Origin of the sequence: Bacteroides sp. MSK.20.82 (assembly GCF_019052485.1) — a bacterium.
Lineage (GTDB): Bacteria > Bacteroidota > Bacteroidia > Bacteroidales > Bacteroidaceae > Bacteroides > Bacteroides thetaiotaomicron.
The window spans coordinates 1-24,279 of record NZ_JAHQUN010000026.1 but is presented as its reverse complement, the minus strand read 5'-3'; the positions used below and the strand labels follow the sequence as shown (position 1 = coordinate 24,279).

The following is a 24,279-nucleotide window of genomic DNA, read 5'->3' as shown; positions in this document are numbered from 1 at the left end:
TATGATCAAAAAAATATATTTCATAATGGTTGTCATAGGAAGCATCCTGCTATCTTCATGTGACAGCTACCTGGATATTCAACCTGTAGGACAAGTAATCCCTACTACACTAACAGAATATCGTGCTTTACTGACTACCGCTTACGGACTAAAACTCATCGACAAATCCGTCACTGAATTTCGCACAGACATAGCTATGGTAACAGATAACAGTAATTCTCAAAATTTCTACTCAGAGATTGAAAAGTGGAATGATATGAGTCCCAAAGATGGAACCCGGGAATTTGGCTGGGCAGTATATTATAGTGTGATTTATTATGCAAATGCTATAATAGCAAATAAAGATAATATAAAAGAAGGCAGTCAGGAAGACATTGATCAACTCGTTGGAGAAGCTTATTTATTAAGAGGTTACATGCACTTTATTCTTGCTAACCTATATGGACAACCTTATACTAAAGAGGGAGCACCAGAGACCAAATCCATTCCCATAAAATGGGACCTTGATCTAGAAGTGGTACTGCCACGAAACACCGTAAAAGAGGTCTATACTGCTATTCTATCCGACATAGAATCGGCCCGCGGCTTAATGCATCAAAAAGAATGGGAAGCCGTATATGCTTACCGCTTCTCCACCCTATCTGTGGATGCAATGGAATCACGTGTACGCCTGTACATGGGAAACTGGAAAGAAGCCTATGATGCGGCAGAACGCATATTAGTTCAAAAATCCACATTAGAAGACCTCAATGATCCGGAAGCCAAACTTCCCAATAATTATACATCAGCAGAAATGATTACTGCTTATGAGTTTTTCAATGATGACGTTACTTCAGCATCCATATTGATACCTGCGTTCATGGAAAAATATGATGCTAATAAGGATCTCCGCCGGAACAAATACTATAGTTTAAGTGGAGATAAGTACATCTCGAAAAAAAGCGGAAAAGCAGAGCATAACTGTACTTTCCGTACAGGAGAAATTTATTTAAACGCTGCCGAAGCAGCTGCACAAATGAATAAATTGCCCGAAGCTCGTACCCGCCTGCTACAATTGATGGAAAAGCGATACACTCCGGAAGGTTATGCAGAAAAGAAAAAAGCTGTGGACGCTATGAATCAAGTAGATTTAATTAAAGAAATTCTGGAAGAACGGGCTCTTGAACTTGCTTTCGAAGGTCATCGTTGGTTCGATCTACGTCGTACCACCCGTCCACGAATTGAAAAAGTGTTGAACGGACAAGCTTATCTATTAGAACAAGATGATTCACGTTATACACTACGCATTCCACAAAGTGCTATTGCTGCAAATCCGGGTTTATTAAATTGACCGAATTATATATAAGCATTCTGCTCTTAAACATCCCCTTGCGAATAACAACGTAAGGGGATTTTTCGTACATTGGTCCATGTTAAACCTTTAATATATAACAATATGATCATCGGAGTACCCAAAGAAATCAAGAACAACGAGAACCGGGTAGGCATGACACCTTCCGGAGTTGCCGAAGTTGTGAAGCAAGGTCACCAAGTATATATCCAGCATACGGCAGGTATCAATAGTGGTTTTCCGGATGAAGCATATCTGTCCGTCGGTGCACAGGTGCTTCCGACAATAGAAGATGTCTATGCCACAGCAGATATGATTGTAAAGGTTAAAGAGCCTATCGCGCCCGAATACCATCTGATCAGAAAAGAACAGTTATTGTTCACTTACTTCCATTTTGCTTCCGATAAGGAACTGACTCTTGCCATGATTGACAATAAGTCGATCTGTCTGGCATACGAAACCGTAGAAAAGGAAGACCATTCATTACCCCTGCTTATCCCTATGAGTGAGGTAGCCGGACGCATGTCCATTCAGGAAGGAGCACGCTTTTTGGAAAAGCCGCAAGGAGGAAAAGGTATCCTTCTGGGAGGAGTCCCCGGTGTGAAGCCTGCCAAAGTATTGATTCTCGGAGGCGGTATTGTCGGAAGTAATGCAGCGCAGATGGCTGCGGGAATGGGTGCGGATGTTACAGTTGCAGATATTAATCTGTCACGCCTGCGCTATCTCAGCGAGACATTACCGAAAAATGTCAAGACGCTGTACGCATCCGAATTAAGGATAAAAAAGGAATTGCCGGATGTTGATCTGGTCATCGGTTCCGTGCTGATTCCGGGGGATAAAGCGCCTCATCTGATTACCCGAAATATGCTTGCAATGATGCAGCCCGGTACGGTACTTGTGGATGTAGCAATAGATCAGGGAGGATGTTTCGAAACGTCACACCCCACGACCCACAGTGCGCCTACCTATGTGATAGACGGTATCGTTCATTATGCCGTAGCCAATATTCCGGGAGCTGTACCTTATACTTCTACGCTGGCTTTGACCAATGCTACTCTCCCTTATGTCATTGCTTTAGCAAATAAAGGATGGAAAAAAGCTTGTAAAGATGACCCGGCACTAGCACTCGGCTTGAATGTAGTGGAAGGAAAAGTGGTATATAAAGCAGTAGCGGATGTATTCGATCTAAAATATGAAAATATAAACCTATAAATTGATTAATCAGCCAACTTTCTGAAGTAGTAAAGTTCTGAAGTAGTCAGGTTTTTCCAAACCCACTACTTCGGAACTTGTTTTTTTACCAATATTTCTTCTCCGCTGCCCGCTGCATAGCCTCCACCAATTCATTCATGACTTCCGCTACTGACTGCTGACGGGAAACAATAGCCGACACCTGCCCTATCTCCAGTTCGCCTTCTTCCAGATCCCCTTCAAAGATACCTTTCTTCGCACGACCTCTCCCAAGAAGAGTCCGCAATTCTTCGGCAGAAGCACCGCCATCCTCAGCCCTCTCCACAGCATCCCGGAAATTATTCCGTACCAAACGTGTCGGAGCCAGTTTCTTCAATAATAATTTAGTATCTCCTTCTCCCAAACCCAGACAATATTCTTTGAAGACCGGGCTGGCTGAACTTTCATCCGTCAACGCAAAACGAGTACCGATTTGTACCCCTTCTGCTCCCAGCACCATGGCAGCAAAGATACCTTCTCCCGTACCGATACCTCCTGCAGCGATCAAAGGCAAAGTGGTCGCATTGCGTACTGCAGGAATCAAGCAGAAAGTGGTAGTTTCCTCACGCCCGTTATGTCCGCCGGCTTCGAAACCTTCAGCGACTACCGCATCTACTCCCGCCTCTTCACACTTCATCGCGAAACGGGAAGAGGAAACGACATGAGCCACGATAATACCACGTTCGTGCAGCCATCCGGTCCATGCTTTAGGATTTCCGGCAGAAGTGAAAACGATCTTGACGCCCTCTTCGGCAACAATCGCCATGATTTCTTCAATCTGAGGATACATCAAGGGAATATTGACTCCAAAGGGACGGTCTGTAGCCGCACGGCATTTCCGGATATGTTCACGAAGAGTCTCCGGATGCATAGAGCCTGCGCCAAGCAGTCCCAATCCTCCCGCATTACTTACTGCGGAAGCCAGACGCCATCCGCTACACCACACCATGCCACCTTGAATAATAGGATACTGAATACCGAAAAGAGAAGTAATTCTGTTCATAAATTAATCGTTTTTCAATGTGCTAATCTGATAACATGAAACATGAGACATGTCCATATTTAATAAAACAGTTTCAGCGGGCAATCTGTTCAATGGGGCGATTGATCAGTACAGTCGTCGAATCGCCATAGGTTCTCAACACTTCCAACGTACGCTCCCGACGTTCTTTTCCTTTTTTATCCCAGAAGTTTTTGGTAAAAACCGCCATCAGATCAAGTCCTCCGATAGTTCCTCCATTGATGTACACGCCGCTGCCTCCAAACAAAGGAATCGGGCTATCCATCACTACCGAATTAACCATCATTCCATTCGCCCGTTCGCTCAACTGACGGAAACGTACCCCGCTCGCCCGTATCTCCTCCAATGATTTGCGGACTCCTCCCGCCATCGGATTATGCGCCCAGTTGCTGTACGACCTTTGATGACGCATTTCGTAATGCGGATCTCCACGCCAGGTATTCTTATCCATTCTTATTTTCTTCTGAAAAACGGGGTCCCAATTACAAGGAGTATTTGCCTTATAGGGCATCAGACTCAATACCACTTTCGGTTTAGGCAATGCTTCGGGAAGCGACTCATCGGGCAGCATCCACTTCTTTTCCACCGACATGCGGGGAGTACCGACAGCGCTGCCGAAATCAATCTGCCTGACTGCATCCTGATTCAAATTCAGCTCCTGATCACTGTCCAGCAACTTTCTCAGACGCAAGGAATCCTCCTTCGTCCATTCCTGCGCATGTACAAGCAAAGCTGTCAGGCACAGTGTCATAGCTGTTATCAAACGTTTTATCAATTCACTCATCTTTCTACCTCTGTTTTCTATATTCCTCAAGTACCCCCATCACGCATGAGCGCATTCGTTTCCTTTTGGGCATAGCACGCCCCTGTCGGCAGTACAAAGACTGCTGATACAAATAAACGTTGCCTCATGTTTTTTAGTTTTTATGTCCCGAAGGATTTTTCTTTTTTTACCACCATCGGTATCCTGAGCCACAAAGCGGCTCGTCATAGCACGGATCAATCGTCCAGGTCGTCTTCGGATATTTCCGCCCTTCCCACCATCGACGATAGCAGGCTGCCGCGTCGAGCACTTCGTCGTCGGTCAGGAAATAGATGGCTTCGTAATTTTCGGCATTCGCCAGTACCATCCTGCAACCTAACGACGGGGCTGTTCCCTGACGGATCGATTCTATCACCCAAAGCATACATTCACCTAAACGGATTTTACCGTTATTCGTATTGTAGACTGACGGGAAAGAAGGAATAATAGTCAGATCTTCCGCATATTTCAATAGTTCGGGAATGTCCTCTTCAGTGAAATGAGGAACTTCCACGACCCCTTTTTCATTCTTCATATTATAGGTACCCGCTTTCAGCTGTTTCACAAAAACGGTTACATCGGGATTCTCATAGTCCATTTCTTCGCTGCTGCATCCCACCAGGGATACCATCAGGCTAACAGCCATCCACAGCATCATAAGTGTTTTTTTCATTTTCATAAGGATTAATACGTCATGCGAAGTCCGCAAAGTAAATTAAAATTAGTCGGCCGTTTCGTGCGTACCGTAGCCAGTTTCGAATCCGTCTTGAAATGATGGGAAACACCCGGCTCGGCAAAAACCGCCAATCGGTCATTAATTTTGTAAGTGATTCCGATACCGGCAGTAACTGCCAGTTGGATAGGTTCTTCTTTAAAACTGTTGTCCGGCGCACCGGCTATACATTTGTCCGCCACTCCGCCTACCGTAGCGTAGAGGTCGATTTTCTTTGTATCCATCAAGGTAATATTCGCTTTCAACGGGATGCCCAGATAATGCAGGTGCTGTCCTTCCGAGCGCAGATTCGAATAAAGCAGTCCGGTCTCTATTCCGAGATAGTCATTCAGTTTCCTCTCTACAGTGACTCCTGCGGAGATCGGCATCTTGTAGGCACCGTCCTCTGCCGGAAGTGCCGTCCCCATCTGCGCTTTCAGAGCCCAGCGATGTTTTTTTACGTTTTCCACCGGAGCAGGTGTACCGGTAGTATATTTTTCTTCTTGTGCGGCGGATGGTTCTGTGTTACCATTATTCGCCTGCCAATAACCGTTGCGACCTTGGTTGCCATATCGGTTGCCATTTCCCGTGGTGGTAGTTGCCGAGAAAGAGAAAGACATGGAGAAGGAAATGGAAACCGAGTCTCCCTCTTCCGGATACTGCGATAATAATCCGAATGATTTAGGTGCCGGTTTCGGCAATACAGGTTCCATTGCCGTCGGCAACTGATTAGCGCGTACACCATCTCCATCCATTCTTCCGCTGTTCGCCACCACGATTTTGGTAAACGCCTCCTCCATCTCTTCTTTCGGAGAGAGATACCAGAAAGTAGCTGAGGATGCAGCCAATACCAGCAACACAGATGCTGCCGCTGCCACACGGAAGAATATCAACCGACGGCGATGCTGGCAAGCCACAGGGATATCCTGCGAAAGCTCTTCCCAAAAGCCATCCCGAACAGTCATCCCGGCATCAGCGAGACGAGTGCGAAACAGATCGGTTATTTCATCATTTTCTTTCTTCATGATTTCTATATTCTTTTATTCTTTTTGCTAACAAATACTTGGCTCTGTGTAACTGCGAAGTAGACGAATGTTCTTTAATGTGAAGCATCCCGGCTATCTCCTTGTGCGATTTCTCTTCAAACACATAAAGGTTGAAAACGGTTCGGCAACCATCCGGCAATTCGGCGACAAACGCCATTAATTGTTCTTCGGAGATCCCTGCTCCTCCTCCCGACGACGAAATATCCGGTATGTCGGGAAGCTGCTCTTCATGCACTACCAACTGATTGACTCGTTTCTCCCGTCTCAGATAGTCCAGTGACTGTGTCACCATCACCCGTGTGATCCACGTACAAAGCGAGGATTCACCCCGGAACGAGAAGTTGGTAAAAATCTTGATGAAACCGTCATGCAGTACATCGTGCGCCGCATCCATATCGCCCGTATAGCGGTAGCATACCGCCAACATTTGTTTGGCATAGAGGGTGTAAAGTTCCTTTCGGGCTGAATCCTGTCCTGCCCGACAGCCCTTTATCAGTTCTATCTCGTTTTCCAATGCCAATTGTCTTTTTTAAATCGAACGTATGTCTGCGCCGTTTTTATCCTTTAGACGCAAGTATTTGAGGAATGCTGCAAAGAGTTTTGCTAAAAGAAGTTAAAGAAATGATGATTCGTAAATAATAAACGGTGAACAGCTGCAGCACGATAGCAACAGCACTGTTCACCGTTTATTTATTATCAGTTCATCACTTATAGATTCAGCATGCTTTGAAACTCATGTCAAGTCCTTTCACCGAATGAGTCAGAGCTCCTACAGAGATAAAGTCTACGCCACATTCGGCATAGTCGCGAAGGGTATCGAAAGTGATACCGCCGGAAGATTCTGTTTCGTATTTGCCGGCTACCATATCGACTGCCTTCTTAGTCATTTCGGGTGTAAAGTTGTCGAACATGATGCGGTCTACGCCACCCAAGTCAAGCACTTGCTGCAATTCGTCGAAGTTGCGTACTTCGATTTCAATCTTCAGGTCCTTGCCCTTTTCCTTGCAGTAATCCTTGGCACGGTTGATCGCTTTGTCGATGCCTCCGGCAAAATCCACGTGATTGTCTTTCAGCAGAATCATGTCGAACAGACCGATACGATGGTTTACACCGCCACCGATTTTGACTGCCATCTTTTCGAGGATACGCATTCCCGGAGTTGTCTTGCGGGTATCCAGCACGCGGGTGTGAGTGCCTTCCAGTTGTCTGGCATACTTGCGGGTCATGGTTGCGATACCGCTCATACGCTGCATGACGTTCAGCATCAGGCGTTCGGTCTGGAGCAAGGATTGTACTTTTCCTTCTACGATCATGGCTACGTCGCCCGGTTTCACTTCAGTGCCGTCATTGATAAACACTTCCACTTTCATGGACGGGTCGAAACGGTTGAAGATTTCTTTGGCAACTTCGATTCCGGCCAGTACACCGGCTTCTTTGATCAGTAGTTTTGATTTTCCCATTGCAGTAGCGGGAATACACGAAAGGGTGGTATGGTCACCATCACCTATATCTTCTGCAAAAGCAAGATCGATCAGTTTGTCGATCAGTTCTTTTTCCTTATTCATTGATCTTGTCAATTCTTATTTGGTGTATTAAATATTGAGTCTGCACTTTTTTCAGGAAGCAGTTCACACGGAATTTTCCTTTTGTAGTCGTCAGCGTACCTATGACAAAACTGGATTCATCCCGTTTTCCCTGATGATTCACGTCAAATGCGCTGACCTTGTTTTCCGTGAAAAACTCTTGCATCATTGCTGTTGCTTTCTTCTTGTCAACGTTTGCCGAGCTGCCTTGGAGAACAAGGTTTACCTTGTCTCCCATATACTTACTCAGTTCCTGCGAGCTTCCCCGCTTAAATGCCGTAATCACTCCTGCCGGTATCTCCTGCGCCATCAGCAATGAGACAGAAAGAAGCAAAGAGGCCATTCCTAAAAGCACTCGTTTCTTCATAAATCCAAGCTTTTGGGTTGAAGTTTAAAGGCTTAAACTTTCAACTAATGATAGGCAAAGGTAAGCATTAATTGCAGAATAACATAAAAAATGCCTATTTTTGTGCTCGAATCAGAATATCAGACGCATGAAAACAACTTTGCTCGTCGTTGGACGAACCGTAGAACAACACTATATTACAGCTATTAATGACTATATTCAGCGTACCAAACGCTTCATCACTTTTGATATGGAAGTGATCCCCGAACTGAAGAACACCAAGAGCCTTTCGATGGAACAGCAGAAGGAGAAAGAAGGGGAACTGATATTGAAAGCGTTGCAACCGGGGGATGTGATCGTACTGCTTGATGAGCACGGGAAGGAAATGCGTTCACTCGAATTTGCCGATTACATGAAGCGGAAGATGAATACGGTGAATAAGCGGTTGGTATTTGTCATCGGTGGTCCTTACGGATTTTCGGAGAAGGTGTATCAGGTAGCTAATGAAAAGATTTCAATGTCGAAGATGACGTTTTCACATCAGATGATACGGCTGATCTTCGTGGAACAGATTTATCGGGCGATGACGATATTGAATGGAGGGCCGTATCATCATGAATAACATGCCTCCATTCAACAGCAAACTCTCCTTATCCTGCTGAGTTTTCCGCTAAATATAATTTATCAAATACGGTCCGCAGTTCCTCCTCATTCTTCATCAACTGACGCAACTCCGCCAACCGTCCGGCATTATCAGACTGGGGTATCCATAACTTCAGATACCCTCCTTCTGCATATTTATCGGCAAGATGTTTCCGGAAGCGTTCATACTGCTGCTCTTTATCCATCTCCGGATAATGAGACAAACCATACTGTACGGTACGCCGCAGTGTTACTTCCGGATCAATAATCCGGTCTGCCTCAGCCACTATTTTCCCGTAGATACTTCGCGGAGCATCTCGGTTGGAGGCACGATGATCCTCTATCGCTTCCTTCATCTGCAGCATTTGTTCATCGGTAAACCACTGACGCAAAGTTTCATCCGCCAACAATATTTTGCCCGAAACGATATGATGAAATTCACGTCCCTCGCATAAACCCAAGTCGTGATAAGCGGCAACCGTATAAACCATTGCAGAATCGACTTCATAATGAAGAGCCAGCTTCAGACTTTCTTCGATCACTTTTTCTGCATGGTCTATCTGGTGCGCCTTATCAAAGCCGGCATATTGCGGGATAATCCTTTCCTGCACGTATCTCTGCAATTCAGTAGGTATATTATGAGTCATATTCTGCTCGTATTATTATTTTTATATCTGGTTATTCCCGATTCATCAACCGGTGCTCTGCCATCTGTTCGAACTTCGTTCCCGGACGGCCATAATTGGCATACGGATAAATCGAAATACCGCCACGTGGAGTAAAGATACCCGTAACCTCGATATATTTGGGATTCATCAGTTTTATCAAATCTTTCATGATGATGTTCACACAGTCTTCATGAAATGCACCATGATTACGGAAGCTGAACAGATAAAGTTTCAAACTCTTGCTTTCCACCATCTTAATGTCGGGGATGTAGCTGATACGTATTTCTGCAAAGTCAGGTTGTCCGGTTATGGGGCACAGGCTTGTAAATTCGGGACAGTTGAAACGTACCCAGTAGTCATTTTCCGGATGCTTATTATCGAAAGCCTCCAATACTTCAGGAGCATAGTCTTGTTTATACTCCGTTTTTCTTCCTAATAAGGAAAGTTGGTCTTTTAATTCAGCCATTGTTTAATATAGTTTTAAACTCTCTTCATATAGAAAAAAACGCAAAACATCTTTCACCTGTCACCATATTCTCTGAAACGGCTTATCCATCGATGGTTCAGCGGTGAAAGATTGATTATTGCAATCTTTCACCGATCTTTCATCTTTCACCATCCGGTATTCCTATTATCATCCGGTACTCCTATTATCAAAACGACCGTTGCTTTTAGTCGTTTCCTATAAAGGAATGAAGTGTTTCACTATGATGGAACTCTAGTTTCAAAGCCTTGAAACTAAAAGTTTCGAGCGTATGAAACTATGGTTTCAAGTAATAGAAACTAAAGTTTCAAGCCTATGGAACTAAGGTTTCAAACCTATGGAACCAAAGTTTCAACCGCTTGAAACTTCTTGAAACAACCGGCAATGCCTTCTTTACCCTTGCACATCCCGAAATGAAACGAACACCAATAATAGAATGGCAAGCAGCTGTCAGCAACAATAAAGGTGACAATAAAAAAGCATTCATCGGTTATTATCACCCTATTATCACCATCTATTATCACCCTTTATTCATTCGTAATCAAGGAGTTAATCTTCAAAAGTGACAAGTGACAATAAAAAACACGTTTTTAGTCTCTATGTAGAGATATTATTGATTCTTCTTTTTTAAATACTTCTCCAGACCCTCACGACGCAGCGTACAGGCGGGACAATGCCCGCAACCATCCCCCTGAATGCCATTATAGCATGTCAAAGTCTCGTTACGGATCAAATCCAGTACTCCCAATTCATCTGCCAAAGCCCAAGTTTCTGCTTTATCAATCCACATCAGAGGGGTATGAATCACGAATTGTTCATCCATTGCCAGGTTTAATGTCACATTCAAAGACTTAATAAACGCGTCCCGGCAATCGGGATATCCGCTAAAGTCAGTCTGAGAAACTCCCGTCACCAAATGGTTGATGCCACGTTCGCGGGCATATACCGCAGCAATACTCAGGAAAAACAGATTACGTCCCGGAACAAAAGTATTGGGGACGCTGCCTGCGGGCTTTTCCTGATCCATTACCATCGTGGTGTCAGTCAACGAATTATGTCCCAATGTTCCTATGAAAGACACATCCATCACATCAAATTCCACTTCTGCCTTTCGGGCTATTTCTCTGGCGAGTTCCACTTCTTTCTGGTGCTTCTGACCATAAAGGAAACTCAAAGCGTACACTTTTTTAAAGTTGCGTTTCGCCCAAAAGAGGCAAGTGGTAGAATCCTGTCCGCCACTGAACACAACCAATGCAGTCTCTCTGTTCATCATAAAATTCTCTTTATATTCTCAGCCCTCGAAGCAGGCCGGAAGAAGTCGTTTCATTAAATATCTTTGACTTTCAGTACGTTATAAGAAATATTAGTATCGTACACGTCACTGCCGTCTACCTTCTTAATCACTTTCACCACACGGATAGTCACCGGCAGGATGATTACTTCGTACATCGATTTCAGGACAATCTGAAGTCCCATCATGATAAGCAGTTCTTTCCAGGCAATGATGCCTCCGAAAGCTATCGGGAAGAAAATCAACGAATCGGCAGTCTCGCCGACAATCGTTGAGAGAATAGCCCGGGCAGAGAAGTTCCGCCCCTGACTGGCAATCTTCATCTTACTCATCACATACGCATTCAGGAATGAACCGACAAGGAAAGCCATCAAACTGGCTGCTACGATGCGGGGAGCCATACCGAATACAAAATCGAAATGCTCTTCGCCTTCCCAGAACGGAGCAGCAGGTATCGCAACAGCTATCAAGCCAAGCCCTACCACAAAGAAGTTCATGGCAAAACCACTCCAGATAATAAGACGTGCTTTCTTGAATCCCCAAACTTCGGCGATACAATCATTAATGATATAAGAAATAGGAAAAACCAATAATCCGGCTGTGACAGTCAGGCTGCCGACCTGAATTACTTTCGTTTCAAGAAGATTGGCTGCAATGAGGCATACATTGAAGAGAATGCCCAGCAACATAAAAGGTACTGATACTTTTTCTTTCATAACTCCTGTTTTTTACGTGGTGTTCTAGAATACACGACCGCTATTCACGGCATCATACATCTTTTTACTTGTTTCGGGGTGCAAAGGTAGAAGAAAAAAGCGAGAAGGCAAAGTTATCCGATAACTTTATTCGGGGCATGAACTACAACCCCGAAAGATACTCCTTCAGCGTCTCCACATATTCCTCCATCGCTTTCCTGCCTCCGGCAGTGATCCGGCAGGCAGTACGCGGCCTTTTGCCTACAAAGCTTTTTTCCACCTCGATATATCCGGCTTCACTCAGCTTATCCAACTGCACACTGAGGTTTCCCGCTGTCGACTGGGTCTTCTCTTTCAAGTAGACGAACTCAGCCTCCTCCACCGTCAGCAGAATCGACATTATAGCCAAGCGAAGCTGTGAATGCAAGATAGGATTCAGTTCTTTAAACATTGCTTCTTCATCTGTTTATTCATAATATGTCCGGGGACAATCATCATCACTATAAAGATGGCAGCAAACACCAGATATACCCCGCTTCCATGAATAAAAAGCATGGAAAAAGAAAGGGCGATACCAGTCATCCCTGCTATACTAAGCGGCTTGTACTTACATACCAACCCCGTAAGAGTAGCCCCCATCCCCATCAATAAGGAAATTACAAACAGAATATCAATACGGACAACAAATGCCATGCAAGACAGACAAAAACCTACTACTCCAAACACAGCCCATATCTGACCAGTCACCCGGTCTATGTAATTTTTTGCTCCCTTATTCTTGTCTTTCCTATTAAAAAAGATAGTCAGCGGTCCGGCAATGACAGGCAAAGCAAACCAGAGAAAATTGATCTGCCACACTCCCGTCTGCAAATAAAAGTACCATACCACAAGTGATATAGCCACAGTAGTATATCCCCATATCAATAATGGGTAGGCTGCATAACGGGCTGTATTGTCCTGCGTCTCCCGAATCATGCGGGCAATCAGTTCCAAACTCTCTTTCTCTGAAATTCTCTTGTCTTCCATATTCTATCAATTTTGTTTCAAAAATAATATTGTTTACGTAATAAACCAAAAATCCTTGTCTATTTTCCTTCGATACGGCTTCTTTCACTTGCCGATTTCTTTTCTACAGTCACCGCACCCGATTTCTTTCCATGATTGAAATTCCAGGTAAATGTGAGTTTCATCAGTCTTCCGCTCGAAGCCAGTTCAAAACGATTTTGAGATGAATAACTCGGTACATTGCTGAAATAAGAATTATATCGGTTGAAGATATTGTCTACCCCCAAAGTAGCTACACAACGCCCGTCTTTCCATTTTTTGCGCAGGTGCAGGTTGAATGTATGACGAGGATCGATCCCGCTATTACCGGAATACAACCGGCTAACTCCATTATATTGTGCTTCCAACGAATAGTCTGACGGTAAAAGGACCGTAGCATTAGCATTGGCGAAATAAAGGAAGTGCCCAAAGTAATCGTCCTCCCGATACATGCGGATATCTTGCCTCACTCCGATAAAGCTGGCATTCAGATTCAGCCAATTGAGCGGCTGCCAGGGAGCAGTGATGGCTACGAACCAATGGTTCTCACGATTGTGATTCTCATTGATGACATATGATATATCCGAATTCTCCGCATCTTCTTTACCAAACTGACGGATCAGATCATGGTGCAAATTGCCGCCAACAGTCAATGTATACCGGAAGTTATAGACCAGCGTAATACTGAATTTATTAATATAAGTAGGACGCAACATCGGGTTGCCTATCAGATAACTGTATTCGGAAGTCTGAATCCGGTTCGGGTTGAGAGCCGAAAAAGTCGGACGTTCTATATAGCGTCCATACTGACCGATAAGCATCCACTTGTGAATTTCATCAAAATAGAAATTTCCATCGATATGTGGAAACCAATCCCAGTATTTTCTCGTCCGACGTTCTGTTTCATTGGAGGTTTGCGTATATTCTCCCCGAAGTCCAATATGAACAGATCCTCTTTTCATATCCAGAGAATAAGTTCCGTATAAAGCACCGATATTCTCGTGATAATCGAGTTCATATCCATAAGCAACATTGGGCTTCCAACTTTCGTCAGGTTCCAGCCCTTCGTAACAGGCATCATCTTTCATTCCCGTATAGGTATATTTCATTCCTATCTGGAAAAACGATTTCTTATGTAACTGTTGTTTCCACGACAGATCGGCAGTTGCGATCTGATAAGTGGCATTAGAGCGGGAACGGTAAACGGTATCTTTATTTAGAGCACCTATCTCCTGAAAAATTTGATACTGATTTCTGCCATGCAGATCTTTAGAGATATAGTCGGTAACAAGCTTCAGCACCGAACCGTCCTTATCCAGTTTATGTATATAGTTGGCAGTAGCTGTATACATATTGTAAGTCTCTTTCTGACGATACACACCCTGACTTTCCATATCCAGCGGTCCTACCGACAGAGTAGAGTAACTCTGAGACGGCCAGATGTATCCGCGACGAACATACTCCAGCTCTACTCCCAGACTATTGGAAGAGTCCATCGTATAAACTGTTCCCATCCGAATCGTCCCGTAACGCGAAGGCTGCTTCATACGGGTCAGACTGGAAAAACCTTTATCTCCCGCTACATAATCACGGGTAACGTACAAATCTCCTTTATTCTGAGGAACCAAAGTACCGGAAGCAAATCCATAGGTATCCCACTTCCCACTATGATAATTCAAGCTACCACTAGGCTGATAAGATTGCAAGGAAGAGGCAAAGGAAGCATTCATAGAAAGATTTCCCTGAAATCCTTTGTCCGTATGACGTCTCATTATAATATGTATAGCACCTCCCTGAGCATCGGCATCCTTATCGGCTCCCGCCATTGGAAGCACTTCAACGCGAGCAATATCGTCCGATTTCAAAGAACGGAGATAGCCTATCAGCATCTCTCCGGTAAGTTTTATCTCCCTATTATCTACAAACACCTTCGTGCCGGAAGAACCATTGATGGAAATCCGCTCGTCGGACAACCATACTCCGGGCGCTTGTTGAAGGAGTTCGACTCCGTCTTTGTTCTGTGCAGGAGGGACGGACAGGATAAAACGGTCTGCCTTCCGTTTCACAGGACTTGTCCGTACCACCACTTCCTGCAACGCATAAGTGGAATCTTCTGTCAGAGTATCATTCACAGCCATCGGCCGAGCAGTCGTCGAAGTCTGCCCCCAAGCAGTAACTCCGGTAAAGCCGGCCAATATCAGAAATATCAGGTATCGCATACTGTTAGTCATTTACCGGATAATACATCTTCATTTTAACGGTAGCCGAAGCATCCGCCTCTTTCTTGCATTTTTCCCGGGCATACCCTTCTACCGGTATTCCCTGTTCATTCATGTCCAATTCCCAGTTTCCGTTCTCATCATGGAAAAGAGAGATTAAAAACTTTTCCCATGGAACATCTTTTAGAACAACAGTCACTGTATCTTTAACAGCAGTAGCCATCGCATATACCGGCTTCGATTCCGAATCCTGTTGTGCCATGACCATAATAGCGCCTTTTGCACTACGAATACCCCGCACTTCTACTTTTACTTCTTGTGCAAAAGTAACAACGTGGTAACAAATAATCCCTAAAGCAATGAATAACAAGCGTTTCATCTTTTCCTTTCCTCCAATCAATTAGTTGATATGATTTAATTAGTTTATTTTATAAACCATATATAGATTAAAAAAAGTAAGGAGCTGCGCATCTCTCTTACTCGATGCAAATATAAATAGGTTTATTTTATAAACCAAGTATTTCGGAAGAATATTTCAAATTAAATAAGCCTTCCTGTCATTCGTCGTATTTTGACAGGAAGGCTTCACTTTGACCTTAAAACACATCACTCAATTAGAAAGTTGCATCAGGAGAAGTCTTTCAATTCTTCTTTCAGACGCTTGCGGATAAAGAAAAGTCGGCTCTTTACCGTCCCCATCGGCAATCCTAATTTTTCGGCAATTTCCCTGTATTTAAATCCAGCTACAAACATCTGGAAAGGAACTTTCATATCTTCGGGGATGGAATGGATCACTCTATACAGCTGCTTCATGTCATAAGCAAACTCGAAACGGTCGCCTTCTTCATCTTCTATCAAACTTTGCTGATTGATGGAATAGGTATCATCGATCAAATTCATTTCGCGGACCGTGCGCCGGTAGTTGTTGACAAAGATATTACGCATGATGGTAAACATCCATCCTTTCAGATTCTTGGCATGCGTAAATTTCTCATGATTATCCAATGCCTGCAATACACAATCCTGAACTAAGTCGTTGGCAGAATCACGGTCTGAAGTCAACTTATATGCGAAACGATGCAGGTCTGACTCCATCGCCAATATTCCTTGAGTAAAATCTACTTTTTCCATTCTCGTATTTTATTTATCTAATTAGTACGATACAAAGATCCGCTTTTTTAGAACGATTATAAATAGCAATTCTTCCGATAAGTTTGGCAATTTTTCCTTAGCCCCTCTCAACCATTTCTTTTTTTAGTTGTTCATTGGGCATTCACCTAAAACTTAACTGATAATGAAAACAAGCTTTAAAATGGTAGCTATGCTACTGGGGATCGGAATTTTCCCCGTCTGTGCTCATGCGCAAAAGAAAGTAGTCATCGAGGATGAGGAACCGAATTCCATCATGTTCGTCTCCAGGGACAAGGCCGGAGATGAAATCATCCGAATCATGAACGACCGCTCTCAGATGCGTTTTCACGACCCGAATGCTCCCCGCTTCCTTCTGACGGATCAGAAAGGGAAATTCGCCCTTGGTATCGGCGGCTACGTACGTGCGACGGCAGAGTATGATTTCAACGGCATCGTTGACGATGTGGATTTCTATCCGGCATTGATCGGACAGCCCGGAAAGGGAAATTTTACCAAGAATCAATTTCAGATGGACATCACCACTTCTACCCTATTCCTGAAATTGGTAGGACGAACCAAGCATCTGGGCGACTTCGTGGTGTATACCGCCGGAAACTTCCGTGGAGATGGGAAGACGTTTGAACTTCAAAATGCGTATGCGCAGTTCTTAGGATTTACCATCGGATACAGCTACGGTTCATTCATGGACCTTTCGGCTCTGCCCGCAACAATTGACTTTGCCGGTCCGAACGGTTCCGCTTTCTATCGTACCACTCAACTGAGTTATATGTGCGATAAACTGAAAAACTGGAGATTCGGCGTTGCCATGGAAATGCCTTCGGTAGACGGTACAACGAATAGCGATGTATCTATCAACACGCAACGAATGCCGGATTTTGCAGCTTCTGCACAGTATAACTGGAATAGTAACAGTCATATTAAGTTGGGTGCAATCGTACGCAGCATGACTTATTCAAGTAATGTGCACGACAAGGCTTTTTCGACTACCGGATTTGGCCTGCAAGCATCTACCACCTTTAATGTAACCAAGAAGTGGCAAGTGTTCGGACAGTTTAATTATGGAAAAGGAATTGGTTCTTATCTGAACGACTTAAGTAATCTGAATGTGGACATCGTTCCCGATCCGGATAATGAAGGCAAGATGCAGGTTCTTCCGATGCTGGGCTGGTATGCGGGGTTGCAATATAATATTTGCCCGAATATCTTTGTATCCGGTACATACAGCTTATCCAGACTTTACTCTGAAAACAACTATCCGAGTGATAATCCGGAAGCATACCGAAAAGGACAGTATTTCGTAGCAAATGCTTTCTGGAATGTGACTAGCAATATGCAAGTAGGTGTTGAATATCTGAGAGGATGGCGCACTGATTTCAACTCTTCTACTCGCCATGCCAATCGGCTGAATATGCTGGTACAATATTCTTTCTAATCTATTACATATATAATATTAGGTATATATAATATGAGAAGCCGCCTCTGAACAATGTTCGAGACGGCTTCTTTAATATAAAATCGTAGCGGATTAATATTAGAACTTATAGTTTACACTTACACCAAACACTTTGTTTGTACGACTATAAACATCTTTATCCATTGAAGCCATAGCCCCATCCAAGCCACGTGGATTTTCTTTGGTATAATCGCTGTAGGTAGTCCAGAAATAAGCAACATCTAAACTTAACGCCTTACTAAGATTAATACGACCGCCCAAACCGACTGAATAAGAATCACAAGAGAAACTTGTGTCTGTCTGGAAAGCATCGCTCAATCCATAATCAGTTTTCTGATAACCACCACTGACTGTGAATATTTTGTTTATATCCCATTCTACACCAGCCAGGTATTCGTGTGTTCCATGTTTCAATGTCTTCTGCTTGTTATCAGCCATACCTGCATTCTTGTCATCAAAGAAATGATACTCTACTGAAGCACGAAGAGAAGGCAAGAATTCATAACTTGCTGCTACAGATAACATAGAAGGGAGGTCACTTGGAGTATTCACACCATGCTGATAAGGTGCCATATAGGCAGCAGCAGCATCCGGAAATTCCAATTTATGTGTATTGTTCTCAATATTCATATTAGCTTTGAACTCATACTTCGCAGCCAAATTCAACTTACCGAACTTAGCGTCTACACCGATAATCGGCGTCAATCCCCAACCTGTCTGGTCACAATCCAGTTCAAGCTTCGTATCATTCAGTTTCTGAAGCATAGGTGCAGATTGTTCTTGTGCAATCTGCTGTGCCTGTTCTAAACTCAAATTAGGATTAGCCCCCATAATTTGTTGTACTATAGCAGCACCGATCTGTCCTGCTACTCCTTCTTTCAAGGCAATATTCAGAAAACCTTTATATCCACCTGTAAAGTAATTCATACGGGCACCGGCAAAAACTGAAAAGTGTTCATTAATCTTATAGCTTGCCCCTAACTGCAAACCATAAATATATTGACGACCTTCCATGGCTGAATTGATATTGTACATATTAGGTTTCAACATATCACTTGTAGAATTTACCAAGCCGATAGCAGCTGCATCAAACATAGGCAAACCTGTATTGAAAGAAGCTTTTCCACCACCACCAACGATAGCGAAACTACCGGAAAATGCCCAGTCACCATTCTTATATACAGCATGGACAGAAGGGATAACGGGAGCCGAAGCTTTTCCTTCATAATTGCGCACGGAAGTCTGTCCATCCATAGTCCACAAAGGACTTGTAGCAGCAATATCACGAGTCTGATATGCACTCTGAATAGTCAGTGCTACCTGTAAACCATTTTGGGGAAGGAATGCCAGTCCGGCAGGATTACTATAAACTCCATCAATATCAATGGAAGCGCCGCGGGCTATCATGCGCAAGAAAGCAGCATTCTGATTCGTATTAGTTAGATAATCTCCGGCAAAAGTTGGAATTGAAACGATTAACATTACAAATCCAATCAAGAAATTTTTTCTCATCTAAATCTTTTTTAAATTAATTCGGGCGCAAAGATACAATATTCCTGCATACGCAACACATGTTTGTGCACTTATTTTCGTTTATCCACTCATTTTAATTGAAAACAAAAACTGTTTCTAATGAAACAATTCGCATTCAGAGCAAAGGTAAAGATAAACAAACCACCCTGTTTTTACGTTTATTAATAAGAATAAAAACAGAAAATATTATGGCCTATACAATTGCATTTTTCGGAACAAAGCCTTATGACGAAGCTTCTTTCAACGATAAAAACAAAGAGTTCGGATTTGAATTCCGTTATTATAAAGGACATCTGAATAAGAATAACGTGCTATTGACGCAAGGAGTAGACGCGGTCTGTATCTTTGTCAACGATACGGCCGATGCAGAAGTCATTCATGCTATGGCAGCCAACGGAGTAAAACTGCTGGCACTCCGATGTGCAGGATTCAATAATGTAGACTTGAACGCTGCCGCCACTGCCGGAATCACCGTTGTACGGGTTCCTGCATATTCGCCTTATGCCGTTGCCGAATATACCGTAGCACTCATGCTCTCTCTCAACCGAAAGATTCCACGCGCTTCGTGGCGTACAAAAGACGGAAACTTTTCCCTTCACGGTCTGATGGGATTCGACATGCACGGTAAGACGGCAGGTATCATCGGTACAGGAAAAATCGCCAAAATTCTGATTCATATCTTAAAGGGATTCGGAATGAATATACTGGCTTATGACCTTTATCCCGACTACAACTTTGCCAGGGAAGAACAAATCGTTTATACTTCTTTGGACGAATTGTACCATAGTTCCGACATTATTTCCCTGCATTGCCCGCTTACCGAAGCCACCAAATATCTGATCAATGACTACTCCATCAGCAAAATGAAAGACGGAGTCATGATCATCAATACCGGTCGTGGACAATTGATTCACACCAATGCCCTGATCGAAGGCTTAAAAAACAAGAAAATCGGTTCTGCCGGATTGGATGTGTACGAGGAAGAAAGCGAATATTTCTACGAAGACCAGTCCGACCGCATCATCGACGACGACGTGCTTGCCCGTCTGCTCTCATTTAACAATGTGATTGTCACTTCGCATCAAGCCTTTTTCACACGTGAAGCAATGGGAAATATCGCCATGACCACACTTCAGAATATCAAGGATTTCATCAACCACAAGTCTTTGCTAAATGAAGTGAAGAGATAGAACCTTTACCTGACTTCCCTTGTTACAGAAGTATATAAACAATTAGAAAAGGAGAAAATTATGAAGAAAGTAATACATAAAGCAGATACAAGAGGACATTCCCAATATGACTGGCTGGATAGTTACCATACCTTCAGTTTCGACGAATACTTCGATTCTGACCGTATCAACTTCGGTGCCCTCCGCGTATTGAATGACGACAAAGTCGCCCCCGGAGAAGGGTTCCAAACCCATCCGCATAAAAATATGGAGATTATCTCCATTCCATTGAAAGGACATCTGCAACATGGTGACAGCAAGAAAAACAGCCGTATCATCACTGTCGGAGAGATTCAGACGATGAGTGCCGGAACGGGTATTTTCCACAGTGAAGTGAATGCCAGCCCTGTAGAACCGGTAGAATTCCTGCAAATATGGATTATGCCGAGAGAGCGGAATACACATCCTGTCTACAAGGATTTTAGCATCAAAGAGCTGGAACGACCGAACGAACTGGCAGTGATTGTATCGCCCGACGGCAGTACTCCCGCTTCACTTCTACAAGACACCTGGTTTTCTATCGGAAAGGTGGAAGCCGGAAAGAAACTCGGTTATCACTTGCACCAAAGTCATGGCGGCGTATACATTTTCCTGATTGAAGGAGAAATCGTAGTAGACGGAGAAGTACTGAAACGTCGCGACGGAATGGGCGTCTATGATACGAAAAGTTTCGAACTCGAAACATTGAAGGACTCACATATCTTATTGATAGAAGTACCGATGTAGAAATTTGGAATTAGAAATCATGAATCTTGAATGAATGAAGAATATAGCTGATATCCGGCAAGAATATACCAAAAGCGGGTTAAGGGAAAGCGAACTTCCCTGCGACCCGCTTTCACTTTTCAGCCGCTGGCTACAGGAAGCCATCGACGCAAACGTAGAAGAACCGACCGCCATCATTGTAGGTACCGTATCTCCCGAAGGCAGACCCTCGACCCGTACCGTACTGCTGAAAGGACTGCATGACGGAAAGTTTATCTTCTATACCAACTACGAAAGCCGCAAAGGAAGGCAACTGGCACAAAATCCGTACATTTCACTTTCCTTTGTCTGGCATGAACTTGAAAGGCAAGTACACATCGAAGGTACTGCCGCGAAAGTTTCTCCGGAGGAATCGGACGAATATTTCCGGAAGCGCCCTTATAAAAGCCGCATCGGTGCACGTATTTCTCCACAAAGCCAGCCTATCGCAAGCCGGATGCAACTGATACGCGCTTTCGTCAAAGAAGCTGCCCGATGGCTGGGAAAAGAAGTGGAACGGCCCGACAACTGGGGCGGATATGCCGTCACTCCTACCCGAATGGAGTTTTGGCAAGGACGCCCCAACCGGTTACACGATCGCTTCCTGTATACCCTAAAGACGGATGGAAAATGGGAAATCAATCGACTTTCTCCCTGATTTCACTGATTTTTCTTGCCAACTCCAACTAGAATACGTAATATTGCAACTGTAAAAATAATCAGCTCATGACACTGGATTATATTTATCATAGCGGTTTTGCCATCGAAGCAGAAGGTGTGACCGTCATCATCGATTATTACAAAGATTCTTCGGAAACTGAACATAACCGGGGAATCGTACATGACTACCTCCTGCAAAGACCGGGTAAACTCTATGTATTGGCCACTCACTTTCACCCCGACCACTTCAACCGTGAAATACTGACGTGGAAAGAAGCACGTCCCGACATCCGGTACATTTTCTCCAAAGATATTCTGAAAAGCCATCGTGCAAAGCCCGAAGACGCTACCTATATTAAAAAAGGAGAAACCTACGAAGACGAGACGATCCGCATCGAAGCATTCGGCTCGACCGATGTCGGCAGTTCGTTCCTGATCCATCTGCAAGACTGGAACATCTTCCATGCAGGCGATCTGAACAACTGGCACTGGAGTGAAGAATCTACCGAAGCGGAGATACGAAAAGCCAACGGAGACTTCCTTGCAGAAGTTAAATATTTAAAAGAAAAAGCACCGAAGATCGATTTAGCGCTGTTCCCAGTGGACCGCAGGATGGGAAAAGATTATATGAAAGGTGCAAAACAGTTCATCGAACAAATAAAAACTACTATATTTGTACCCATGCACTTCAGTGAAGACTACGAAGGCGGAAATGCCCTCCGTGATTTTGCCGAAAATGCAGGATGCCGGTTTGTCAGCATCACCCATCGGGGCGAAAGTTTTGAAATAACCAAATAAACACAATAATAATTATGAATAAGTTAACAATCCTGTTTCTTACCATGCTTCTCACATGCCTGCCAATGGCAATGAGAGCCGAATCGCACAAAGAAAAAAGAGATGATACCAGATACCTTGCGGGAGCTGTTCCTGTAGTAGATGGTAAAGTAGTATTTTCCAAGGAATTCCAGATTCCCGGAATGAGTCAGAAGCAAATCTACGACACTGTCATGAAGTGGATGAACGAACGTCTGAAAGAAAACAATAATCCGGACAGCCGCGTCGTTTTCAGCGATGAAGCACAAGGAACCATCGCCGGTGTAGGTGAAGAATGGATCACATTTTACTCCAGCGCCCTGTCATTGGACCGCACTTGGGTCAATTATCAGATCACTGTTACCTGCAAACTGGGCAGTTGCTTGGTAGAACTGGAAAAAATCCGTTTCACCTACCGCGAAACAGAAAAATACAAAGCAGAAGAATGGATTACAGATGAATATGCACTGAACAAAGCTAAAACCAAACTGGTACGCGGCTTGGCTAAATGGCGCAGAAAAACGGTAGACTTTGCCGATGACATCTTTATGGATGTAGCTGTAGCCTTCGGTGCTCCCGATACTCGTCCGAAGTCTGAGAAAAAGAAAAAAGAAGAAGAAGCACAGAAACCGTCTATCGTTGCCGCTGCAGGTCCGCTGGTGATTGGTCAAGGCGGTAAAGTTACCACTGCAGAAGCAGATCAGTCAACTACTCCTGCTGCTACTTTAACGCCTGCAACTCCTGTCGGCAAGGCTTCAGCAGATATGCCGGGATATACAGAAATCGATCTGAAGCAGATTCCGGGTGATGTATATGCATTGATGGGCAATGGAAAACTGGTGATCTCTATCGGCAAAGATGAATTCAACATGACCAATATGACAGCCAACGCAGGCGGCGCACTGGGTTATCAAAACGGTAAAGCCGTAGCTTATTGCACACTTTCTGCCGATCAGCCCTACGAAGCGATAGAAAAAGCAGAAACTTATACACTGAAACTATACGCTCCGAACCAAACGACCCCTTCGGCTGTTATCGAATGTAAGAAACTACCTTCACAAACGACTCCGCAAGCCGGACAACCCCGTACGTATGTCGGAGAAATCGTGAAGCTATTGATGAAAAAATAACAAGATAGCAATCATGGAAATTAAAAGTAGATTTGATCACTTTAATATCAATGTAACGAATCTGGAGCGAAGCATTGCTTTTTATGAAAAAGCGCTTGGCTTAAAAGAACATAGTCGGAAGGAAGCTTCCGACGGTTCTTTCATCCTGGTCTACCTGACGGACAACGAAACCGGCTTCCTACTGGAACTGACCTGGCTGAAAGATCATACCTCCCCCTATGAACTGGGAGAAAACGAAAGTCATTTATGCTTTCGTGTAGCCGGCGACTATGACGCCATACGGCAATACCACAAAGAAATGAATTGTGTCTGTTTTGAGAATACAGCCATGGGGCTTTATTTTATCAACGACCCGGATGACTACTGGATAGAGATACTTCCACAAAAGAAGTAACCTTATAAAAAGAAGCGGGGCAGGATGATCATCCTGCCCCGCTTCTTTTTATAAG

General features: G+C 43.9%; 28 protein-coding genes. 11 read left to right on the top strand and 17 right to left on the bottom strand.

Annotation, left to right across the window (positions count from 1 at the left end):
• The first annotated feature begins 1 nt into the window (after nt 1).
• Together KTR07_RS18510 and ald are read left to right on the top strand one after the other, a co-directional pair.
• Nucleotides 2-1,330, top strand: coding sequence for a RagB/SusD family nutrient uptake outer membrane protein (locus tag KTR07_RS18510; protein ID WP_072066507.1), 1,329 nt, complete (start codon nt 2-4; stop codon nt 1,328-1,330).
• A 105-nt stretch (nt 1,331-1,435) separates the two neighbouring features.
• Entirely contained in the window at nt 1,436-2,542 is a 1,107-nt protein-coding gene (ald, locus tag KTR07_RS18505) for an alanine dehydrogenase (protein ID WP_072066506.1), read from the top strand.
• Between the two features lie 85 nt (nt 2,543-2,627).
• On the opposite strand, the gene KTR07_RS18500 is transcribed toward ald, so the two are convergent.
• From KTR07_RS18500 to KTR07_RS18470, 7 genes are all read right to left on the bottom strand, one after another.
• Entirely contained in the window at nt 2,628-3,563 is a 936-nt protein-coding gene (locus tag KTR07_RS18500) for a nitronate monooxygenase family protein (RefSeq protein ID WP_008767957.1), read from the bottom strand.
• A 73-nt stretch (nt 3,564-3,636) separates the two neighbouring features.
• The gene (locus tag KTR07_RS18495; protein ID WP_181981963.1) at nt 3,637-4,332 is read right to left on the bottom strand and encodes a DUF4858 domain-containing protein; all 696 of its coding nucleotides are present in this window, start codon (nt 4,330-4,332) and stop codon (nt 3,637-3,639) included.
• A 199-nt stretch (nt 4,333-4,531) separates the two neighbouring features.
• A complete protein-coding gene (locus KTR07_RS18490; protein WP_008762209.1) occupies nt 4,532-5,056 on the bottom strand; it encodes a DUF4943 family protein in 525 nt (174 codons plus the stop codon).
• An 11-nt stretch (nt 5,057-5,067) separates the two neighbouring features.
• Entirely contained in the window at nt 5,068-6,120 is a 1,053-nt protein-coding gene (locus KTR07_RS18485; RefSeq protein WP_008762208.1) for an outer membrane beta-barrel protein, read from the bottom strand.
• Nucleotides 6,104-6,655, bottom strand: coding sequence for an RNA polymerase sigma factor (locus KTR07_RS18480; RefSeq protein ID WP_032850560.1), 552 nt, complete (start codon nt 6,653-6,655; stop codon nt 6,104-6,106). The genes KTR07_RS18485 and KTR07_RS18480 overlap by 17 nt, the downstream gene beginning before the upstream one ends.
• 202 nt (nt 6,656-6,857) lie before the next feature.
• Nucleotides 6,858-7,706: a carboxylating nicotinate-nucleotide diphosphorylase gene (nadC, locus tag KTR07_RS18475; RefSeq protein WP_008762206.1), complete on the bottom strand. Its 849-nt coding sequence runs from the start codon at nt 7,704-7,706 to the stop codon at nt 6,858-6,860.
• The gene (locus tag KTR07_RS18470; RefSeq protein WP_008762205.1) at nt 7,699-8,091 is read right to left on the bottom strand and encodes a DUF4783 domain-containing protein; all 393 of its coding nucleotides are present in this window, start codon (nt 8,089-8,091) and stop codon (nt 7,699-7,701) included. Before KTR07_RS18470 ends, nadC begins: the two co-directional genes overlap by 8 nt.
• Before the next feature lie 127 nt (nt 8,092-8,218).
• On the opposite strand from KTR07_RS18470, the gene rlmH reads away from it, so the two are divergent.
• Nucleotides 8,219-8,692, top strand: coding sequence for a 23S rRNA (pseudouridine(1915)-N(3))-methyltransferase RlmH (gene rlmH / locus KTR07_RS18465; RefSeq protein WP_032813279.1), 474 nt, complete (start codon nt 8,219-8,221; stop codon nt 8,690-8,692).
• 28 nt (nt 8,693-8,720) lie between these two features.
• Here rlmH and KTR07_RS18460 read toward each other — a convergent pair whose 3' ends face one another.
• Both KTR07_RS18460 and queF read right to left on the bottom strand, forming a co-directional pair.
• Nucleotides 8,721-9,359 carry an HD domain-containing protein gene (locus tag KTR07_RS18460; RefSeq protein WP_048698205.1) on the bottom strand — a complete coding sequence of 213 codons (639 nt, stop codon included), beginning with the start codon at nt 9,357-9,359 and terminating at the stop codon, nt 8,721-8,723.
• A gap of 31 nt (nt 9,360-9,390) precedes the next feature.
• Nucleotides 9,391-9,846, bottom strand: a complete 456-nt coding sequence (gene queF, locus KTR07_RS18455; protein ID WP_008762202.1) for a preQ(1) synthase — start codon at nt 9,844-9,846, stop codon at nt 9,391-9,393.
• A 431-nt stretch (nt 9,847-10,277) separates the two neighbouring features.
• Between queF and KTR07_RS18450 the strand changes: the two genes are divergently transcribed.
• Nucleotides 10,278-10,430: a hypothetical protein gene (locus KTR07_RS18450; RefSeq protein WP_008767948.1), complete on the top strand. Its 153-nt coding sequence runs from the start codon at nt 10,278-10,280 to the stop codon at nt 10,428-10,430.
• Nucleotides 10,431-10,474: 44 nt separating this feature from the next.
• Here KTR07_RS18450 and queC read toward each other — a convergent pair whose 3' ends face one another.
• The 7 genes from queC to KTR07_RS18415 all read right to left on the bottom strand — a co-directional run bounded on the left by queC (nt 10,475) and on the right by KTR07_RS18415 (nt 16,244).
• Complete coding sequence (gene queC / locus KTR07_RS18445) at nt 10,475-11,134, bottom strand: 7-cyano-7-deazaguanine synthase QueC (protein WP_008762201.1); 660 nt, start codon at nt 11,132-11,134, stop codon at nt 10,475-10,477.
• Between the two features lie 56 nt (nt 11,135-11,190).
• Nucleotides 11,191-11,871, bottom strand: coding sequence for a queuosine precursor transporter (locus KTR07_RS18440; protein WP_008762200.1), 681 nt, complete (start codon nt 11,869-11,871; stop codon nt 11,191-11,193).
• 142 nt (nt 11,872-12,013) lie between these two features.
• Nucleotides 12,014-12,301, bottom strand: coding sequence for a transcriptional regulator (locus KTR07_RS18435; protein ID WP_008762199.1), 288 nt, complete (start codon nt 12,299-12,301; stop codon nt 12,014-12,016).
• A complete protein-coding gene (locus KTR07_RS18430) occupies nt 12,286-12,876 on the bottom strand; it encodes a hypothetical protein (RefSeq protein ID WP_008762198.1) in 591 nt (196 codons plus the stop codon). The genes KTR07_RS18435 and KTR07_RS18430 overlap by 16 nt, the downstream gene beginning before the upstream one ends.
• A 59-nt stretch (nt 12,877-12,935) precedes the next feature.
• Nucleotides 12,936-15,113, bottom strand: coding sequence for an outer membrane beta-barrel family protein (locus tag KTR07_RS18425; protein WP_008767947.1), 2,178 nt, complete (start codon nt 15,111-15,113; stop codon nt 12,936-12,938).
• A 4-nt stretch (nt 15,114-15,117) separates the two neighbouring features.
• Complete coding sequence (locus KTR07_RS18420; protein ID WP_008762156.1) at nt 15,118-15,492, bottom strand: DUF2141 domain-containing protein; 375 nt, start codon at nt 15,490-15,492, stop codon at nt 15,118-15,120.
• Between the two features lie 248 nt (nt 15,493-15,740).
• Entirely contained in the window at nt 15,741-16,244 is a 504-nt protein-coding gene (locus tag KTR07_RS18415; RefSeq protein WP_008762155.1) for an RNA polymerase sigma factor, read from the bottom strand.
• Nucleotides 16,245-16,407: 163 nt separating this feature from the next.
• On the opposite strand from KTR07_RS18415, the gene KTR07_RS18410 reads away from it, so the two are divergent.
• Nucleotides 16,408-17,697: a DcaP family trimeric outer membrane transporter gene (locus tag KTR07_RS18410; protein WP_217315475.1), complete on the top strand. Its 1,290-nt coding sequence runs from the start codon at nt 16,408-16,410 to the stop codon at nt 17,695-17,697.
• 99 nt (nt 17,698-17,796) lie between these two features.
• Here the strand turns inward: KTR07_RS18410 and KTR07_RS18405 are convergent, their stop codons facing one another.
• The gene (locus tag KTR07_RS18405) at nt 17,797-19,230 is read right to left on the bottom strand and encodes an OmpP1/FadL family transporter (protein ID WP_011107869.1); all 1,434 of its coding nucleotides are present in this window, start codon (nt 19,228-19,230) and stop codon (nt 17,797-17,799) included.
• Nucleotides 19,231-19,439: 209 nt separating this feature from the next.
• Here KTR07_RS18405 and KTR07_RS18400 point away from each other — a divergent pair, with 209 nt between their 5' ends.
• The 6 genes from KTR07_RS18400 to KTR07_RS18375 all read left to right on the top strand — a co-directional run bounded on the left by KTR07_RS18400 (nt 19,440) and on the right by KTR07_RS18375 (nt 24,224).
• A complete protein-coding gene (locus KTR07_RS18400; protein ID WP_008767944.1) occupies nt 19,440-20,441 on the top strand; it encodes a 2-hydroxyacid dehydrogenase in 1,002 nt (333 codons plus the stop codon).
• Between the two features lie 60 nt (nt 20,442-20,501).
• Entirely contained in the window at nt 20,502-21,206 is a 705-nt protein-coding gene (locus KTR07_RS18395) for a pirin family protein (protein WP_008767943.1), read from the top strand.
• A 34-nt stretch (nt 21,207-21,240) separates the two neighbouring features.
• On the top strand, nt 21,241-21,882 hold the full coding sequence (gene pdxH, locus KTR07_RS18390; RefSeq protein ID WP_011107871.1) for a pyridoxamine 5'-phosphate oxidase: 642 nt from the start codon (nt 21,241-21,243) through the stop codon (nt 21,880-21,882).
• Nucleotides 21,883-21,950: 68 nt separating this feature from the next.
• Entirely contained in the window at nt 21,951-22,682 is a 732-nt protein-coding gene (locus KTR07_RS18385; protein WP_011107872.1) for an MBL fold metallo-hydrolase, read from the top strand.
• Nucleotides 22,683-22,696: 14 nt separating this feature from the next.
• Nucleotides 22,697-23,830 (top strand): DUF4468 domain-containing protein, encoded by a 1,134-nt coding sequence (locus KTR07_RS18380; RefSeq protein WP_011107873.1) that lies wholly within the window; start codon nt 22,697-22,699, stop codon nt 23,828-23,830.
• Nucleotides 23,831-23,843: 13 nt separating this feature from the next.
• On the top strand, nt 23,844-24,224 hold the full coding sequence (locus tag KTR07_RS18375) for a VOC family protein (RefSeq protein WP_008767940.1): 381 nt from the start codon (nt 23,844-23,846) through the stop codon (nt 24,222-24,224).
• The last annotated feature ends 55 nt before the right edge of the window (nt 24,225-24,279 follow it).